The organism is Pseudomonas sp. MWU12-2020 (assembly GCF_023100605.1).
GTDB lineage: Bacteria > Pseudomonadota > Gammaproteobacteria > Pseudomonadales > Pseudomonadaceae > Aquipseudomonas > Aquipseudomonas fluorescens_H.
The window spans coordinates 75,088-93,091 of sequence record NZ_JALMEX010000015.1 but is presented as its reverse complement, the minus strand read 5'-3'; the positions used below and the strand labels follow the sequence as shown (position 1 = coordinate 93,091).

The following is an 18,004-nucleotide window of genomic DNA, read 5'->3' as shown; positions in this document are numbered from 1 at the left end:
TTCAAAAAAAACGCCAGTCCGAAAGGGCTGGCTTTTTTTATGCGCGCGATTTGTGGCTGTTCTCATCGGGGCGTCAGGAGCAGCTCAGGTTTTGCTATAGCTGGGCGAAGCGGGAGGGTTCTCCCGACAGCCTCACGTTTCAATCATGCGTGTGACGGAGGCTCCCAACTCATCCTGAAAATCTCGCAGCTTCTGCGCTTTTGCCGATTCGAATCGATCACCGCACTCATTGATGGTTGCAGCGAAAGAGCTTAGCGCCGGGTTGTTGGCGATCAGCATCTCCTTGGCGGCGATATGTCGTAGCAGGGTTTCGCAAAGCGCCACGCCTTGCACAGTCTTGCCCTGATAAACGATGACGGTCGTTTCGTTGGACTCCAAGCGTACGTAGCGTATGTGTTGATCGTAGTCGTGGAATCGAGGATGAAACCAATCATCAATACTGCCTGGAAGCGGATACGTCATCCGTGCCGGATTAATGGTGCCCCAGATTTTGTCGGTCTTTTTGGCGTTGCAGTCCGTGCACGCCACCGCGAGATTCCAGAAGTGAAGCGAAAACTGGGCGTATAAGGCTTTTGGCAATACATGCTCAATGGGGCGGGCATACGCTGTGTTGACCAACCAACGCCGGCAGTAGCAGCAACGGTTTGCTTGCAGTTTGACCAACTGATCGCGCAACGCTGCCTTGATTTGAGATCCTGTTGCAATGTCTTCCTTGGGGTCCAGTGCGTCAAGGAGCGCCCAGCCATCAGCCAGGCCTCTTCTTGTTTTGCGAAACAGTGTGTGCAACAAATCGCGCGTTTGCGTATGAAGTTTTTTGGTTCGATGGGGGCGCGCCAGATAATCGGCAAGTTCTTTGCGCAAACGTATACGGATTGCGTCGCCACGGTTTGAAGGGGTCATGGCGTCAAAATCTCCCGCACGGCAGCGATAGCTTTGTCGACAAGTGTTCGATCCGATGCAACCCCGTGCACCATGGACTCGCTCAGCTTCTCTTTAAGTGACTCGAGTTCGCCCAGGAAGCGGCTGTCATCCCCCCAGACCTGTCCCTGTTCATCAGACTCACCAATGATTCTTGAGATGATCTCTGCGCAACGTTCCTGAATATGATGAGTGTAGGGCGTATAAGTCCGAAACCCTTCGAACAGGCTTGCCTCTACAGATTTGCGTGCATGAGGGCTCAACTCCTCCAGTTGACGTTTTGTCATCACGAAACAATGGTCGTGCACATTGCTGGCCGAAGCGATGACGATGGGCGAATGTGTGGCAACCACAAATGAGCAGTTAAGAACCTTGGAAAATTCTCGCAGTACATGTGGGAGCTTACGTTGCCAGGCCACATGCAAGCTGATCTCGGGTTCATCCAGAAGCACCGTGGTGCCGCGTTGTACGTTGGCGACGATTTTGATCACCATTGTCAAAATCTGTTGTTCTCCCGAACTCAAGGTATCGAAAACCACAATTTCTGGGGATTCATGCCGCATGACAGCGATTTTGTATGCGCCTTTTGCCAGTGCTCGACGCTGCTCCAGCTGTTCCTGCTCTCTTTCTGTTGTGCCGAGGTCGGAGAGCGGGTGAATGTCGGCCAATACCCGTTCCAGATGGTCTGAAGTGGACTTCATGGTGACGGGCACCAGATATTGTTTTGGCTGAAAGCCCAACTGATCCAGTGCCGTTTCAAAACAGCCCAGGCGCACGGGGTTATCAAAAATATCCTTGACCATGTCTCCCAATTCGCCAAGGAAGCGATTCATGTTCGGCCCGCCGCGAACATTGCGGGCGCCCGCGTAGGTGAAGTGGGTTTTCAGTGGTTCGGCATTCGCTGATCTGTCGAACCTGTCTGTCGTGCCGAATGACACACCGAAGGTGTCACGCCCCTTTAAGGCGAGTGCTGTCGCAATATCGCGCAACGCAAGGCTTTTGCCCGCGCCGTTGTCGCCTATCAGATATACCGATTGACTATCGGTGTCTGGACGAAGCTTCATCAGAATTGGATCGATATCCACTTCCGCACGCCACGCATCATCCTTGTACCTTTTGACGTAATCCTCGGCACGTAGCGAATAACCTTTTTCCTGCATTTGATCCTGACTGACGAAGCGGAGAAAACCGGGGATCTCGGTATCACTCTTGCCCAGTGCTTGTTCGATGAAGTCGATGATCCGTCTAGGAGCGCCCGACTCCTGCAGTATCGTTTGAGAGACCGGGCGCCCCTCCGTCCAGGTTTTCAGCAATGCACCCACCAGCGATGCGCAGGTCAAGATTTCGTCCGTCCTGGGGTTAAGGCGCAGTTGCGTTACGTCAATCTGAACGATTCGATCGGGATAGTCAGGAAAGGGCGGCGCGAAGTACCAGAGACTGTAAGTAGAAGTGGAAGTGGCCTTTGCAGTGAAACTGGTGAAGTCGATAACCGCGCGCAGTTCGTGATGAGCGATGAGCTCGTGACGCAGGTGCTCATCTTTTTTGTAGGTGTGACGATCTTTTCCTGTAACCACGACAAACATTGGTGGTCGGCTTTTGCGACGAGCATTCGCCAAACCCTCCAGTTTGTTCTCGCGCTCAAACCATATGGGATGGTTTCCATAGGCCGCTCTGTTGATCTTAAGACTTTTGTCAAAGAGCCACAGGTTAAACGCTCTTCCATTAGATGGATGGCCCTCAAACGGAATGTCATGCGCAGCGAGTCGCAGATTACGTAGAAACCGCAGGCGATGGTGCAGCTCGGGTGGCAGATCACTTTGGTGATTGAAGTTGACATCCGCACGTTCCGGCATCTGCGTTTGCGTGAATACTTCACCTGTCCCGGGTTGTAGCTCAGCAATTCCTTCAAAAAAATGAGCTAATGGCGTCACGTATCTGGCAACAAGCTCGTTATGCCTTTGCGATGTAGGAATGAGCCGGGCGAATAGCTTGTAAAAGAATGCATCCATTACATGTAGTCGGACGTTTTGGTCCAGATCGGTCAATTCATACATGAGCATTCCAGCAATGTGGCGGATCGCTAGAGCCAACACACCCGCCCCCCGAGTAACACCGACCCAGTCGCAATTCACAGCCTGGGCAAGCAGGCGCCTGAGGTGCTCAAACTCCTGTTCCAGCGTGTTCGGGTTGCCGACATCTAGAATACTTAAGATCAAATCGTCCAGATTTGATGCTCGATTGGGATACCCGTAGAGGTGCGTCCTGGATTCGCTTTGCAGGATCCATGCGCCCAACATGACGAAAGTAATATCCTCCAGCTCTTCTACTGAAACACCTCTGTTCCTCGAATACTTTTCGAGCTCGCGACAAATCCGCTCTACGCGAAGCGCACCCTCCGACAGCATGTGTTTCTCCTTGAGTCCTGCCAAATCAACATTCGAGCGCAGCAATAGTGGCGCATGGTCATCATTGCAATGTTACCTGAGCGGTTGGGACGCGTCTTTGCGACGTTCGGGCGGGTAAATCCGGTTGGTGTAAACTCCCCCGCGAAAAGTCCCGGCAGTCTGTTCGTCGGCGACCCTCAATCTCTCCAGACAAGAGACTTTCATGGCTAATCAAGACCTCAGCTTCACCCCTGATCCGGATGCAGATTCGATTTCCTCCGACGTTGTCGGTTTCAACGGCATTCTGGTTTCGACCCAGATCCCGACCCGCGCCGACGGCAGCCTGGAGCTGGGCGACATCACCCTGCAAAGCGAATGCACCCTGCAGGCGCTGAAAGTGGCGCTGGAGCGGGCGGGCAGTTCGATGGATCGGGTCATGCACCTGACCATCTACCTCACCGACATGGCTGACCGTGCGGCATTCAACGAAGTCTACAAGCGCTTCTTCGCCAAGCCATGGCCCGTACGCGCGGCTGTGGGCGTGGCGTCGCTGGCAGTGGAAGGCATGCGCGTGGAAGTCACCGCGATGGCGGCCAAGGCCTGACCGCCCCCCTGTAGGAGTGAGCCTGCTCGCGATAGCGGTAAATCAGCCACCATCAACGTTGACTGTGCCACCATCATCGCGAGCAGGCTCACTCCTACAGGAGACTCTCGTGTCGGATTGGAGCGAGGTCATCTGCCACTTGGCAGCACAGGCGTGCCGCCCGGGCGTTTCGCGGCTACAATGCGCGCCTTAACCGTGACAGCCTGACTAAAAAAACTATGTCCTTGCCCAAGCATCATCTGGAACTGCTCAGCCCCGCCCGTGACGTGGCGATTGCCCGCGAGGCGATCCTGCACGGCGCCGATGCCGTGTACATCGGTGGCCCGAGCTTCGGCGCGCGCCACAACGCCTGCAACGAGGTGAGCGAAATCGCCGAGCTGGTGGAATTTGCCCGCCGTTATCACGCGCGCATTTTCACCACCATCAACACCATCCTGCACGACAATGAACTGGAGCCGGCGCGCAAGCTGATCCACCAGTTGTACGATGCCGGTGTCGACGCGCTGATCGTCCAGGATCTGGGCGTGATGGAACTGGACATCCCGCCGATCGAGCTGCATGCCAGTACCCAGACCGACATCCGCACCCTCGAGCGGGCGAAGTTCCTCGATCAGGCCGGCTTCTCGCAACTGGTACTGGCCCGCGAGCTGAACCTCAAAGAAATCCGCGCCATCGCCGACGAAACCGATGCGGCCATCGAATTCTTCATTCACGGTGCGCTGTGCGTGGCGTTCTCCGGGCAGTGCAACATTTCCCACGCGCAGACCGGGCGCAGCGCCAACCGTGGCGATTGCTCCCAGGCCTGCCGTTTGCCGTACACCCTGAAAGACGAAAAGGGTGGGGTGATCGCCTACGAAAAACACCTGCTGTCGATGAAGGACAACAACCAGAGCGCCAACATCCGCGCGCTGGTCGAGGCCGGTGTGCGCTCGTTCAAGATCGAAGGGCGCTACAAGGACATGGGCTATGTGAAGAACATCACCGCCTATTACCGCCAGCGCCTCGACGACGTGCTCGAAGACCGTCCGGACCTGGCCCGCGCTTCCAGCGGCCGCACCGCGCACTTCTTCCTGCCGGACCCGGAAAAGACTTTCCACCGTGGCAGCACCGACTACTTTGTCACCGATCGCAAGATCGACATCGGCGCGTTCGACTCGCCGACCTTCACCGGTCTGCCGGTGGGCACCGTCGAGAAAGTCGGCAAGCGTGACATGCAGGTGGTGACTCAGGAACCGCTGTCCAACGGCGATGGCCTCAACGTGCTGGTCAAGCGTGAAGTCGTGGGTTTCCGCGCCAACATCGCCGAGCCGAAGGGCGAGTTCGAAGAAGACGGCGAGAAGCGCTATCGCTACCGCGTCGAGCCCAACGAAATGCCCGAAGGCCTGTACAAGCTGCGCCCGAACCATCCGCTGAACCGCAACCTCGACCACAACTGGCAACAGGCGCTGCAGAAGACGTCTGCCGAGCGCCGCGTGGCCCTGAGCTGGGTTGCTCGCCTGCGTGAAGAACAGCTGGAAGTGACTGCGACCAGTGAAGAGGGGATCAGCGCCAGCGTGACCCTGAACGGCCCGTTCGGTGTGGCCAACAAGCCGGAGCAGGCGCTGGAGCAATTGCAGGATCTGCTCGGCCAGCTCGGTACCACCCAGTACCACGCCACCGACATCAAACTTGATGCACCGCAGGCGTTCTTCATCCCGAACTCGCAGCTCAAGGCCTTGCGCCGTGAAGTGATCGAAGCCCTGACCGCTGCTCGCGTCGCCGCACACCCGCGTGGCAGCCGCAAGGCCGAAACCACGCCGCCGCCGGTGTACCCGGAGTCGCACCTGTCGTTCCTGGCCAACGTCTACAACCAGAAGGCGCGCGACTTCTATCACCGTCACGGCGTGAAGCTGATCGATGCGGCCTACGAGGCGCACGAAGAGGCTGGTGAAGTGCCGGTGATGATCACCAAGCACTGCCTGCGTTTCTCGTTCAACCTGTGCCCGAAACAGGCCAAAGGCGTGACCGGTGTGCGCACCAAGGTCGCGCCGATGCAGCTGATTCACGGCGACGAAGTGCTGACCCTGAAGTTCGACTGCAAGCCGTGTGAGATGCACATCATCGGCAAGATGAAAGGCCACATCCTCAACATGCCGCAACCGGGCAGTGTGGTCGGCCACATCAGCCCGGAAGACCTGCTGAAAACCATCCCGCGCGCGCCACACTGAGTGACGGGCGGGCGTGGCGCTACGGTGTCACGCCTGCGCGGGCTCGCGCTCCGCGAGTTCTTCGAGCAGGTCGGCTGACGGCACAAAGAACAATCCCCCGGTGACTGCGGTGCTGAAGTCCAGCAAACGGTCGTAGTTGCCGACGGGTTTGCCGACAAACATGTTCTCCAGCATCTGCTCGATCGGTTCCGGCGAACGCGCGTAACCGATGAAATAGGTGCCGAACTCGCCAGCCCCCGGACGACCGAACGGCATGTTGTCGCGCAGGATTTTCTGCTCCTGGCCGTCCTTGGTGATGGTGGTCAGGGCGCTGTGGGAATTGCTCGGCTTCAGTTCTTCACCGAGTTCGATGTCGGCCAGTTTGGTCCGGCCGATCACCTTCTCCTGAGCCTCCACGCTCAACGCATTCCAAGCGTCCATCTTGTGCAGGTACTTCTGCACCAGCACATAACTGCCGGATTCGAACGCCGGGTCTTCGTTGCCGATCAGGGTGAAATGGTCTGCCTTGCGGCCCACCGGGTTCTCGGTGCCATCGACAAAACCGATGATGCTGCGCATGTCGAAGTAGCGGAAACCCTGCACCTCATCCACCACCGTGATCGCGCCATTGAGTGCGCTGCACAGCTGCGTTGCCAGTTCGAAACACAGATCCATCTGGTCGGCACGGATGTGCAGCAGGATGTCGCCGGGCGTTGCGACGGCACGACGGCCCTCGACGCCGAACTCACGGAACGGATGCAGCGAGGCTGGGCGTGGGCTGCCGAACAGGGCGTCCCAGGCGCTGGCGCTAAAACCGCAGACACACGACAGGTTACCGCTGGGCACACGTTTGCCGACCGAGCGGGTAAGGGCGGCGATGTCGCCGCACCAGCCGCGTACCTGACTGGCGGCGTCGCTCCCGGGCAGCAGCGTGGCGACGATGAAGATCGCGCTGCTGGTGATCGGGTTGCAGATCGCTTGTGGCTCGGGAGTATCCATTGATGAGGTCATAGTCGGTTCCATATGCGCTGGGCGGGCAAGGTCGGCGCTCAGTATGAAACCAAAAACGTTTCATCGATATCTCAGAAGCGACCGAGTCGATAGGCATCCAGTGCCGGCAAGCCGGAGTTCGCTGAGGTTGATACCAGATGCGCGACCATCTCGGCAGTCACCGCCGCTTGAGTCAGCCCCAGATGCTGATGACCGAACGCGAGCAGTACCTTGCCGGCGCAGACCTTGTCGATGATCGGCAGCGAGTCCGGCAGCGACGGGCGAAAGCCCATCCACGGCGTCGCATCTTCAGCGTTCAAATCACGGCGAAACAAACCCTTGCTCAAACGATGCAACTGCCAGGCGCGTTCCATAAACGGCGGGCGCTCCAGACCGGCGAATTCGACGGTGCCGGCCAGGCGCAAGCCGCCGGCCATCGGCGTCATGATGAACTTGCGCTCCAGCGAGGTAACGGCGAACGGCAGTCGCTCGTGCTCGTGGGGCAGCATCAGGTGATAGCCGCGCTCGGTGTCCAGCGGCACGCGTTTACCGGTCAGTGCAGTGGTGAGTTTCGCTGAGTGCGCGCCACAGGCAATCAGCACCTGCCGTGCAGTAAAACGCCCCTGATCGGTGAGCAACGACACGCCATGCTCCTGTAACTGGCCGCCCTGAACCTCCTGCTCCAGGAACTGCACGCCGGCTGTTTTCGCCGCGCTCACCAGTTCACACACCACCCGGTAAGGGTCGAGAAAGTGCCCGGTGCGCGGGTAGAACAACCCGCCCTGAATCTGTTCGCTGAGCTGCGGCGCGCTTTCTCGCACGGCGCTGGCCGACCAGAAATCCACCGGCACCTGTTGCTGACGCATGCGCGCCTGCAAGGCGTCGATCGCTTGCCGCGACTCGGCGCGCTCGAACACCAGCAGCGAGCCGTCCTCCTTGAGCAGGTCGGGGCGGGCGATGCTCTGCAACAGGCGCTTCCAGGCATCGAGGCTGCTTTCGTTGAGCGCGCGCAGGCCGGCCACGGTGCGCTGAAACGGCGCCGGACGCAGGTTCAGCAACAATCGGCTGAACCACGGCACGGCGCGCGGCATGTACTTCCAGTCCAGGCGCAGCGGCCCCATCGGGTCCATCAGCATCGCTGGCAGACGCTTGAGGATCGACGCATCGGCAATCGGAAACACCTGCTCGGTGGCCAAGTGTCCGGCGTTGCCAAACGAGGCGCCATGACCGGGCGGCTGCTTGTCGATGACCACCACCCGCTGACCCTGACGCGCCAGCTGCAGGGCACAGGCGACGCCGATGATGCCGGCGCCGATCACCGCGATATCGGTGTTGTCTGCTTTGAGGTTGTCGGGCATGGTCAAGCTTCCCTCTGACCGTCGAGCAAGCGCCGCAATTGCAGCGGATTCGCTTGTTTCAGCGGCGGCGGCAACAGGCTGTCGGGGAAGTCCTGATAACACACCGGACGCAGGAAACGCAGAATCGCCGCCGTACCGACCGAGGTGCTGCGCGAGTCCGAGGTGGCCGGAAACGGCCCGCCATGCACCATCGCATCACACACCTCGACCCCGGTCGGCCAACCGTTGACCAGCAGGCGTCCAGCCTTGCGCTCCAGTGTCGGCAACAAGGCCCGGGCGCGATCCAGATCGGCGTCATCCAGGTGCAGGGTGGCGGTCAGTTGGCCTTCGAGGTGTTCGCAGACCTGACGGATTTCATCGTCGTTGGCGCACTGGACGATCAGTGATGCTGCACCAAAGATTTCACCTTGCAGGCGTGCGTCGGCGAGGAAGTCCTGCGCCGGAGTGACGAACAATTGCGCCTGACATTGGTTCGGCCCTTCAGCCGCGAGGCCGCTTGCCACGCGTTGCGCTTGCGGAAGCTCGGCCAGCGCGCCGACGCCAGTTTCATAGGCGCGGAAGATCCCCGGCGTGAGCATGGTCTGCGCGGGGCTGCGCTGGATCAGCTCGGCGGCCGCTGCGATGAAAGCGTCCAGTGCCATCCCCTGGCGAGCGATGACCAGCCCGGGATTGGTGCAGAACTGCCCGGCGCCCTGAGTCAGCGAGGCGACAAAACCCTGCGCCAACGCCTCACCGCGTGCGGCAAGCGCTGCGGGAAACAGCAGCACCGGATTGATCGAACTCATTTCCGCGTACACCGGAATCGGCTCTGGCCGTGCCAGCGCCGCTTGGCTCAGGGCGAGACCGCCACTGCGCGAGCCGGTGAAGCCCACCGCCTTGATGCGCGGATCGCGAACCAGGGCGATGCCGACCTCATTGCCCGAACCGAATAGCAGCGAGAACACGCCGTCGGGCAAACCCGATTTTTTCACTGCACGCGTCAGCGCCTGGCCCACCAGTTCACTGGTGCCGGGATGCGCGCTGTGCGCCTTGACGATCACCGGGCAACCGGCGGCGAGTGCCGAAGCGGTGTCGCCGCCGGCCACCGAGAACGCCAGCGGAAAGTTGCTGGCGCCGAACACGGCCACTGGCCCCAGCGCGATCTGCCGCTGGCGCAAATCAGAACGTGGCAGCGGCTGGCGCTGGGGTTGTGATTGATCGACGCGAACGTCCAGCCACTCGCCAGCACGCACTGTGCGGGCAAAGGTGCGCAGTTGCCCGCAGGTGCGTCCGCGTTCGCCCTGGATACGGGCGCGTGGCAGGCCGGTTTCGGCCACGGCACGGTCGATCAGCGCATCGCCAAGGGCTTCGATCTCATTGGCGATGGTTTCGAGAAATTCGGCGCGAGCGTTGAGGGAGGTCTCGCGATAACGATCAAACGCTTGCCACGCCAGTGTGCAGGCCTGTTCGACATGCTCGCTGCTGCCCCCGGCATAGGCCGGTTCCAGCACCGCGTCAGTGGCGGGATTGATCGCGCGGATCGCTTCACGGCTGCCGGCAATGGCTTGGCCGCCGATCAGCATGTGGCCTGTCAGAGTCATGGCGCTTCCTTGATAAAAAAGGTGAAGCCCCGGCACCAAACCGGGGCAGGGACTGCGGTCAGGCGAGGTTCTGTTCGGCGGACCAGTTTTTGTACCACTGGCGGAACAGCGCGTACTGGGTCTCGGCGTAACGGCGCTGGGCGTCGCTCAAAGCGTCGGTTTCGTTGAAGTGCAGGGCGTATTCGCGGTCGCCGTTGAGCACCATCAGGTGCTTGTAATACAGCACCAGATCGCAGCCCTCATCGAACGACGACAGCACTGCCAGCGCCGCTTCCAGTTCGCGCGCCAGACGTCGGGCCTTGGCATCGCCCTTGGCCGCTTGCTTGCTCAGCGCCACCAGTTGCAGCACTTCGCGGGGCAGGGCGTTGCCGATGCCGGTGATCGCGCCAGTGGCGTTGCAGTTGACGAAACCGTGCACCACTTGCGTATCGACACCGACCATCAGGGTCACGGCATCGTCCTGCGAGGTGATGTTCTCGGCGGCGTAGCGCAAATCGGCGCCACCGCCGAACTCCTTGAAGCCGATCAGGTTCGGGTGTTCACGGCGCAGTTCGAAGAACAGCTCGGCGCGGGTGGCGAAGCCGTAGTAGGGGCTGTTGTAGATCACTGCCGGCAGGTTCGGCGCGGCGTTGAGGATCGCGGCGAAGTGAGCTTTTTGCGCGGTGGCCGAGGCACCACGGGACAAGACGCGCGGAATCACCATCAGGCCATGGGCGCCGACTTTCGCCGCGTGTGCAGCGTGGGATACCGCTTCACGGCTGTTGACCGCGCCAGTGCCGACGATGGTCGGAACCCCGGCGGCCACCAGACGCGCCACGCCTTCCTGACGCTCGGCCTCGGTCAGCAGCGGCCAGTCGCCCATCGAGCCGCAGTAGACGACGGCGCTCATGCCGATATCGATCAGCTCGCGACCCTTGGCCACCAGGGCGTCGAAGTCGGGTTTACGCGCGGCGGTGCACGGGGTCATCAGCGCGGGAATGCAGCCAGTGAAGATGTTATCGCTCATTGTTGTAGCTCCTCGGGACATTCATTCGGATCGGTAGAAAAGCGGGGCACTCAGATGCCCCACGCGAAAGGGTCCTGCTCGTCGATCAGCAGAGTGGCGTCGGCGGTCATGTAGGCGCGGCCGGTAATGAACGGGCGCACGCGCTTGCCATGCCATTCGAAGCGGCCTTCGAACTGGCTGCCGGTGATGCTGGCCTGGGTCCAGACCTGGCCTTCGGCGAGTTTGCCGTCGGCGGCGAGGCAAGCGAGTTTGGCGCTGGTGCCGGTGCCGCAGGGCGAGCGGTCGTAGGCCTTGCCCGGGCACATGACGAAGTTGCGGCTGTCAGCCTTGGGGTCGTCGGCAAACAGCTCGACGTGGTCGATCAGCGCGCCGTCCTCACCGTGAATGCCTTGGGCTTCCAGAGCCTTGAGCATCGCCCAGGTGTAATCGGTGAGGGCTTCGACGTTGCTCATCTGCAGGTCCTGGCCGTGCTCGGAGACGAGGAAAAACCAGTTGCCGCCCCAGGCGATATCGCCGACCACGCGACCGTAACCGGGCACGTCCACCGGCACCTGTTTGCGGTAGCGCCAGGCCGGGACGTTGCCCAGGGTTACCGCGCCGTCCTCGTGCAGGGTGGCGCTGACCGGGCCGACCGGGGTGTCGATCTTGTGCACGCCCGGTTCGATGCGGCCCAGGTAATGCAGCGAGTTGACCAGGCCGATGGTGCCGTGGCCGCACATGCCGAGATAGCCGGCGTTGTTGAAGAAGATCACCCCGCAGGTGGCATCCGGCGAGACCGGCGCGCAGTACAGCGCGCCGACCAGCACGTCGTTGCCACGCGGTTCGAGCAGGCAGGCGCGGCGCCATTGATCGTGGCTTTCGCGCAGGGCGTCGCGCTGCTCGGCGATGCTGTTGCCGGGCAGCTCGGGGAAGCCTTTCATCACCAGGCGCGTGGGTTCACCGCCGGTATGGGAATCGATGATGTGCAGTCGTTTCATGAACGGGTCCCTTCAATCAAAGTCAGGCGTGAGCAGGGCGCTGGCCCTGTGCCGAATGGGTGGAGGATTCAGCGGCTTCGCTTTCGTCGTCTTCGGTTTCCAGACGAATCAGGTGTGCCGGTACGCCGGTGGCGGCGCCCCAGTAGTAGATGCCCAGCGCGCAGACCGCGACGATCACGGTGTCGAACGGATGGCTGAGTACGCCGATACCGCCGAAGCTGCCGAGTTTGGAGAGGACGATGGTCACCGCGTAGAAGCCGATCAGCCACGCCGACGAGCGAACTTGCTGGCCGAGGTTCAAGTGCGCGGTCGGCACCATGCGCCCGCACAACAGATAGATGACGAACATCAGGATCTGCAAACCGAGCAACCACGACACGGTGCCCCAGCCCGACCAGTAGACGATCAGCGCGGCGATGATGAACGACAGCGGCCCGAGCACACGCATGCCCTTGACCCGGAACGGACGCGGCATGTCCGGCGCGTTGCGGCGCAGTGCGGCCACCGTCACCGGAGCCACCGCATAGCTCAACACCAGCGCGGCGGAGACCACATTGATCAGCGCTTCCCACGACGGGAACGGCAGGGTCCAGAACACCGACAGGCCAAAGGTCAGCCACAGCGCCGGGCGCGGAATGCCGGATTTTTCATCGATGCGGGTGAAGATCTTGAAAAAGGTCCCGGTCTGCGCCCAGCCGTAGATCACCCGTGGCGTGGCATTCATGTAGATGTTGCCGCAGCCGCTGGGCGAGATCACCGCGTCGGCCACCACCAGATACGCCAGCCAGCCGACGCCCAGTGCCAGGGCGATGTCGCGATACGGCAGGGCCAGTTCCTTGGCGACGCCGGCCCAGCCATTGGCGAGCATTTCGGTCGGAATGCCACCGAGGAAAGCGGTTTGCAGCAACACGTAAATCGCGGTGGACAGCAGCACCGAAAGGATCAGCGCAATCGGAATCGTGCGTTGCGGGTTCTTCACTTCGCTGGCCACGGAAATGATCGGCGTCAGGCCCAGATAAGCGAAGATCACCCCGCCGGCCGACACGGCCATTTCGATGCCGGACAGGCCGAACGGCGCAAAGCCGTGCACCTGGAAGTTGGCCGGTTTGAAGAAGGTGAACAGCACGCCGATCACCAGCAGCGGCACGATGAACTTGAACACGCTGACCAGATTGTTGGCCATGGCGAAGGTCTTCACGCTGCGGTAGTTGAGCAGGAAAAACAGGCACAACAGCCCGAACTGCACGAACCAGCCAAGCACGGTCGGGTCGCTGGAGCCGACCTTGGTCAACTCGGGAAACCACGCTGCCGCATATTGCCGCGAGGCAACCACTTCGATCGCCACCAGACTGGAAAACGCGATCAGGGTGATGAAGCCCATCAGGTAGCCGAGCAGCGGGCCGTGGGAGTAAACCGGGTAGCGCACCACACCGCCGGCACGGGGCAGTGCGGCGCCCAGTTCGCAGTAGACGATGCCCAGCAGCAACACGGCGAAACCGCCGAGCAACCAGGAAAAGATCCCTGCCGGGCCGGCGATGGCCGACACGTGACTGGCCGCGAACAACCAGCCCGAACCGAAGATCGCCCCCAGTCCGATGAACGTGAGGTCTATCAGTGAAAGTTGTTTCTTGAACTTGCCTTGGCCTGTCATAGCGTCGCCTTCTTGTTGGTTGTTGGAGGGGCGTGCAGTGGCGCTACAGTGAACTCATCAGGCGATGCGCGATTGATGTTTTTTGCCGGTGACGATGACGAAATCAGCACAATGGCCAACGGCAAAGGCCCGGCTCGACAGGCTGTCGGCCATCGGGCAATCTGCGCGCAAGCCAATGCGCACCGTGGGGAGTGACAGTCATGACGCAGAACGCGTTTGCGATCCTGAGCCAGCAGAACGAGGCGAGCCGACCGCAGAGCCTCGACGATCTGCTCGCCAGCATGGCGCTGCTGTTGCCCATGCTCGACGTGATTCCCAACGCGGCGATCTTCATCAAGGATCTGCAGGCGCGCTATGTCATGGCCAACCAGACGCTGGTGCAGCGCTGCGGTTTGAAAGACCTGCGACCGTTACTGGGCAAGACCAGCGCCGAGGTGTTTCCGGCGCAATTGGGGCCGGGCTATACCGAGCAGGATCGGCGGGTGCTGGAAGAAGGGTTTGTGTTGGAGGATCAGTTGGAGCTGCATCTGTACGGCAGCCGCGAACCGGGTTGGTGCCTGACGCACAAGCGCCCGCTGTACAACCGGGATAATCGGATCATTGGCCTGGCGGGAATTTCCGTCGACCTGCAAACCGCCAGCGAAACCCATCCGGCGTATCAGCGCCTGGCGGCGGTGGATGAATACATTCGGGCGAATTTCAATCGCCGGGTCAGCCTCGGCGAACTGACGCGCATCGCCGGGATTTCAGTGGCGCAACTGGAACGTTACTGCAAGCGCGTGTTCCACCTGACGCCGCGCCAGATGATCCAGAAAGTCCGTCTTGAGCATGCGCATCGGCTGTTGCACGGCGAGTTGCCGATCACCGAAGTGGCGCTGCAGTGCGGCTATACCGACCACAGCGCATTCACCCGGCAGTTCAAGGCGTCGACCGGATTTACCCCGCGCCAGTATCGGTTGGCGACGGCGCAGTGATGGCGCCTGTCAGGCCTTGACCCAGCGCTGCCGGCTCCACGCACTCAGCGAATCCACGCCCAGCACCAGAATCAGCATCGCCAGAATCACCGTACTCGCCTGCGCTTCCTGAAACAGGCTCAGGCTGACATACAGCATCTGCCCCAAACCACCGGCACCGACAAACCCCAGCACACTGGCCATGCGAATGTTGTTTTCCCAGCGATACAGGCAATACGCGAGCAATTGCGGAGCGAGGTTGGGCAGGGTGCCGTAGCAGAACGCGAGCACCGGGTTGCCGCCCTGCAAGCGGATCGCTTCGGCAGGTTCCGGCGGGGTGTTTTCCAGCGCTTCGGCGAACAGCCGGCCGAGCACGCCGGTGGTGTGCAGCGCCAGCGCGAGGGTGCCGGCGTTCGGGCCGAGGCCGGCGGCGAGCACCATCAGCGCCGCCCACACCAGTTCCGGAATCGCCCGCAGGCCGTTGAGCAGCAGGCGCGAAGCGCTTTGCAACGGCCAGCCGAAACGCCCGGCCGCGGGCAGCGCGAGGAGAATGCCGAACACCGCCGCGAGCAGGGTGCCGAGGGCCGACATGGCGAGGGTTTCCAGCGAGCCCTTGAGGATCGCCTGCAAATGCGTGGCGCTCAGGTCCGGGCTGAGAAAGCGCTGCGCGTAGGCACCCATCTGCTTGAGGCTGGTGGCGCTGCCCAGTTCACCGAGATCGAGTTCGAGGTAACCGAACGAGGCGATGACTGCGACGCCAATGCCAACGATCAGCAACAGATTGATCAGGCGATTCATGTCAGCCTCCAGCGCAGCAGGCGGCTAAGTTGGTCGGCACCGAGCACCAGAATCAGGAACGTCAGCAACATGCTCGCCACTTCACCGCTGGCGAACATGCGCAGTGACAGGTCGATCTGTTGGCCGAGGCCTCCGGCGCCGACAAACCCCATCACCACCGACGCACGAATCGCGCACTCCCAGCGATACACCGTGTACGACAGCAGCTCGGCCGCGACATTCGGCAGAATCCCGTAGGCGAACGCCGCGAGTCGTCCGCTGCCGGCCTGCATCAACGCGTGCGCCGGGCGTTGGTCGGTGGATTCGAAAATTTCCGCGTAGACCTTGCCGAGCATGCCGCTGTAGGTGATGGCGATCGCCAGCACACCGGCTGCCGGGCCGAGACCTACGGCACGCACAAATAGTAGCGCCCAGACGATCTCCGGCACGCTGCGCAAGAAGATCAGCAGGCCGCGTACCGGCCAGCGCAGCAAGCGCCCGACCCGACTGGGAATGCCGCCGCGGGACGCGGCGGACAACGACAGTGCGCGGCTGGCAATCAGGCTCGCCGGCACCGCCAGCAGCAGCGCCAGAGCCATGCCGGCGGTGGCGATGGCCAGGGTTTGCAGGGTGGCTTTGAACAGCAACTGAAGAAAATCGTGGTCATGCGCCGGTGGCCAGAATCCGGAGATGAAACGGCCCATTTCGGTCTGGCTGTCGCTGTGCAGCAACACCCCCAGATCCAGTTCGCTGAGCTGGATGCCCGGCCACAGCAAGGCCAGCGCCAGCAGGGTCAGCAGTAATCGCGGCGCGGCGGCCGGGTCGCGTGAATCAGCCCTCAGCATCGCGGGATCTGCACAATCAGCGGCGCACTGGGCGTCGTCGGGCTTTGCAATTGCTCGTTGGCGTACAGCGTGTCGAGCATTTCGCGGCTGACCTGTTCGGCAGGGCTGTCAAACAGGATCTGGCCGTCGCGCAGGCCGATGACCCGCGGGAAATGTGCCAGCGCCAGTTCCACCGCGTGCAGGCTCGCCACCAGTGTGACGTTGTGCGCCCGCGCGTGCTGCGCGAGGATCGACAGGGTGTGCCCGGCGAGCACCGGGTCCATCGCCGACACCGGTTCGTCCGCCAGCAGAACCTCCGGCGCCTGATACAGCACCCGGGCGATGCCTACGCGCTGCAATTGGCCGCCGGACAATTGCTGGCAGTAAGCGAAGAGTTTGTCGCCCAGATCCAACCGGGCGAGGGCCGCACGGGCGCCGGGAATGTCCGTGGGATGCAGCAGATTCAGCAGGCTTTTGCCCAGGCTCCACTGCCCGAGTTTGCCGGCCAGCACCGCCGTCACCACCCGTTGGCGCGGCGGCAGCGGCGGTGCTTGGTGAACCAGGCCGATGCGCGCACGCAGGCGTTGCCGTTGATGGGCGGATAGGTGCCAGGGACGCTCGCCCAGCACCTCGATTTCACCGCTGCTGGGGCGCAACGCGGTGGCCAGCAGATTCAACAGACTCGACTTGCCAGCCCCGGAAGGGCCGATGATCGCTACCTGTTCACCCACGCCAATCTGCAGGTCAACGCCGCGTAACGCGTCGACCCCGTTGGCGTGGTGCAGGCTGGCGTGTTTGAGGCTCAGGGTCATTTCAGCAGGTCGGCAGCGCGAGCGGCTTCCTCGATGCCCTTGTAGTTCTCGGGTTTGGTGTCGATGAAGCGGCTGGCCGCCTGCAGATCAAGAATCTTCTTCTGCTCAGGGTTGGCCGGATCGAGGTCGAGGAAGGCTTTCTTGATCTTCGCCGCCAGCGCCGGGTCGAGGGTGCCGCGCACGGTCCAGTTGTAATCGAAGTAGGCCGGGGTGGTGGCGAACACGTGGACTTTGCTGGTATCGACCTTGCCGGCATCCACCAGTTTCTGCCAGACGCTGGCATTCAGCACACCTGCGTCGACTTTACCGGCCTGGACCCAGGCCACGGTGGCGTCATGCGCGCCGGAGTAGGCGACGCGGCTGAAATAGGCCTCAGGCTTGATGTTGTCGTTCTTCAGCATGAAATAACGCGGCATCAGGCTGCCGGACGTCGACGACACCGAGCCGAAAGCGAAGGTCTTGCCCTTGAGGTCGGCCAAACTCTTCACGTTCGGGTCGGCGGTGATGAACTTGCTGGTGAACTGCGCATCCTGCTCACGCTGCACCAGCGGGATAACCGGGGTGGTGGCGTCGGTCTTCAGGCGCGCCTGAACAAAAGTGAAACCGCCCAGCCAGGCCATGTCGAGGCGATCGGTCGCCAGCGCTTCAACCACCGCCGGATAGTCGGCCACGGGAACGAACTGCACTTTCATGCCCAACTGCTGCTCCAGATACGCCCCCAGCGGCTCGAACTTGCGCAGCAATTCGGTCGGGGCTTCATCGGGAATCGCGCTGACCCGCAACACATCGGCGGCATGCGCCACCAGAGCAGAAAAAGACAGGGCCAGACCAGCAGTCAGTGCCAGGGTTCGTTTGAGCATGGAAATCTCCGTTTCATGAGCGTCGCATTCTAAGTGCCAGGGCGCGAGGTGTCGCGCTCGGGCGCTCAATCAGGTTAGACGAAACGGCGAGGTTATACGCAGCCGGGCAGTCAAAGGCCAGCGC

15 protein-coding genes are annotated in these 18,004 nt (G+C 61.6%); 3 read left to right on the top strand and 12 right to left on the bottom strand.

Annotated elements, in window-relative coordinates:
• Positions 1 to 132: 132 nt before the first annotated feature.
• Entirely contained in the window at positions 133 to 900 is a 768-nt protein-coding gene (locus tag M0814_RS26010) for a hypothetical protein (protein WP_103485013.1), read from the bottom strand.
• Complete coding sequence (locus tag M0814_RS26005) at positions 897 to 3,323, bottom strand: AAA family ATPase (RefSeq protein ID WP_103485014.1); 2,427 nt, start codon at positions 3,321 to 3,323, stop codon at positions 897 to 899. Before M0814_RS26005 ends, M0814_RS26010 begins: the two co-directional genes overlap by 4 nt.
• Positions 3,324 to 3,525: 202 nt before the next feature.
• Between M0814_RS26005 and M0814_RS26000 the strand changes: the two genes are divergently transcribed.
• Both M0814_RS26000 and M0814_RS25995 read left to right on the top strand, forming a co-directional pair.
• Entirely contained in the window at positions 3,526 to 3,906 is a 381-nt protein-coding gene (locus tag M0814_RS26000; RefSeq protein ID WP_003224376.1) for a RidA family protein, read from the top strand.
• A 218-nt stretch (positions 3,907 to 4,124) separates the two neighbouring features.
• Positions 4,125 to 6,113: a U32 family peptidase gene (locus M0814_RS25995; protein ID WP_003224378.1), complete on the top strand. Its 1,989-nt coding sequence runs from the start codon at positions 4,125 to 4,127 to the stop codon at positions 6,111 to 6,113.
• Between the two features lie 27 nt (positions 6,114 to 6,140).
• On the opposite strand, the gene M0814_RS25990 is transcribed toward M0814_RS25995, so the two are convergent.
• The 6 genes from M0814_RS25990 to M0814_RS25965 all read right to left on the bottom strand — a co-directional run bounded on the left by M0814_RS25990 (position 6,141) and on the right by M0814_RS25965 (position 13,654).
• The gene (locus M0814_RS25990; RefSeq protein WP_103485015.1) at positions 6,141 to 7,103 is read right to left on the bottom strand and encodes a Dyp-type peroxidase; all 963 of its coding nucleotides are present in this window, start codon (positions 7,101 to 7,103) and stop codon (positions 6,141 to 6,143) included.
• Between the two features lie 71 nt (positions 7,104 to 7,174).
• Positions 7,175 to 8,440 carry an FAD-dependent oxidoreductase gene (locus M0814_RS25985; RefSeq protein ID WP_103485016.1) on the bottom strand — a complete coding sequence of 422 codons (1,266 nt, stop codon included), beginning with the start codon at positions 8,438 to 8,440 and terminating at the stop codon, positions 7,175 to 7,177.
• A 2-nt stretch (positions 8,441 to 8,442) separates the two neighbouring features.
• Positions 8,443 to 10,020: an aldehyde dehydrogenase (NADP(+)) gene (locus M0814_RS25980; RefSeq protein ID WP_103485017.1), complete on the bottom strand. Its 1,578-nt coding sequence runs from the start codon at positions 10,018 to 10,020 to the stop codon at positions 8,443 to 8,445.
• 58 nt (positions 10,021 to 10,078) lie between these two features.
• Positions 10,079 to 11,026 carry a dihydrodipicolinate synthase family protein gene (locus M0814_RS25975; protein WP_041072540.1) on the bottom strand — a complete coding sequence of 316 codons (948 nt, stop codon included), beginning with the start codon at positions 11,024 to 11,026 and terminating at the stop codon, positions 10,079 to 10,081.
• Between the two features lie 50 nt (positions 11,027 to 11,076).
• Positions 11,077 to 12,003 carry a 4-hydroxyproline epimerase gene (locus tag M0814_RS25970; protein WP_103485018.1) on the bottom strand — a complete coding sequence of 309 codons (927 nt, stop codon included), beginning with the start codon at positions 12,001 to 12,003 and terminating at the stop codon, positions 11,077 to 11,079.
• Positions 12,004 to 12,025: 22 nt separating this feature from the next.
• The gene (locus tag M0814_RS25965) at positions 12,026 to 13,654 is read right to left on the bottom strand and encodes an APC family permease (protein ID WP_103485019.1); all 1,629 of its coding nucleotides are present in this window, start codon (positions 13,652 to 13,654) and stop codon (positions 12,026 to 12,028) included.
• A 200-nt stretch (positions 13,655 to 13,854) separates the two neighbouring features.
• Here M0814_RS25965 and M0814_RS25960 point away from each other — a divergent pair, with 200 nt between their 5' ends.
• Positions 13,855 to 14,628 carry an AraC family transcriptional regulator gene (locus tag M0814_RS25960; protein WP_103485020.1) on the top strand — a complete coding sequence of 258 codons (774 nt, stop codon included), beginning with the start codon at positions 13,855 to 13,857 and terminating at the stop codon, positions 14,626 to 14,628.
• Between the two features lie 9 nt (positions 14,629 to 14,637).
• Here the strand turns inward: M0814_RS25960 and phnE are convergent, their stop codons facing one another.
• From phnE to M0814_RS25940, 4 genes are read right to left on the bottom strand one after another with little or no spacing between them, the layout of a single operon-like run.
• Entirely contained in the window at positions 14,638 to 15,405 is a 768-nt protein-coding gene (gene phnE, locus M0814_RS25955; RefSeq protein ID WP_003224391.1) for a phosphonate ABC transporter, permease protein PhnE, read from the bottom strand.
• Positions 15,402 to 16,229 carry an ABC transporter permease subunit gene (locus tag M0814_RS25950; RefSeq protein ID WP_103485021.1) on the bottom strand — a complete coding sequence of 276 codons (828 nt, stop codon included), beginning with the start codon at positions 16,227 to 16,229 and terminating at the stop codon, positions 15,402 to 15,404. Before M0814_RS25950 ends, phnE begins: the two co-directional genes overlap by 4 nt.
• On the bottom strand, positions 16,223 to 17,020 hold the full coding sequence (locus M0814_RS25945; protein ID WP_003224395.1) for an ATP-binding cassette domain-containing protein: 798 nt from the start codon (positions 17,018 to 17,020) through the stop codon (positions 16,223 to 16,225). Before M0814_RS25945 ends, M0814_RS25950 begins: the two co-directional genes overlap by 7 nt.
• Positions 17,017 to 17,880: a putative selenate ABC transporter substrate-binding protein gene (locus tag M0814_RS25940; protein WP_041072554.1), complete on the bottom strand. Its 864-nt coding sequence runs from the start codon at positions 17,878 to 17,880 to the stop codon at positions 17,017 to 17,019. The genes M0814_RS25945 and M0814_RS25940 overlap by 4 nt, the downstream gene beginning before the upstream one ends.
• Positions 17,881 to 18,004 lie beyond the last annotated feature (124 nt).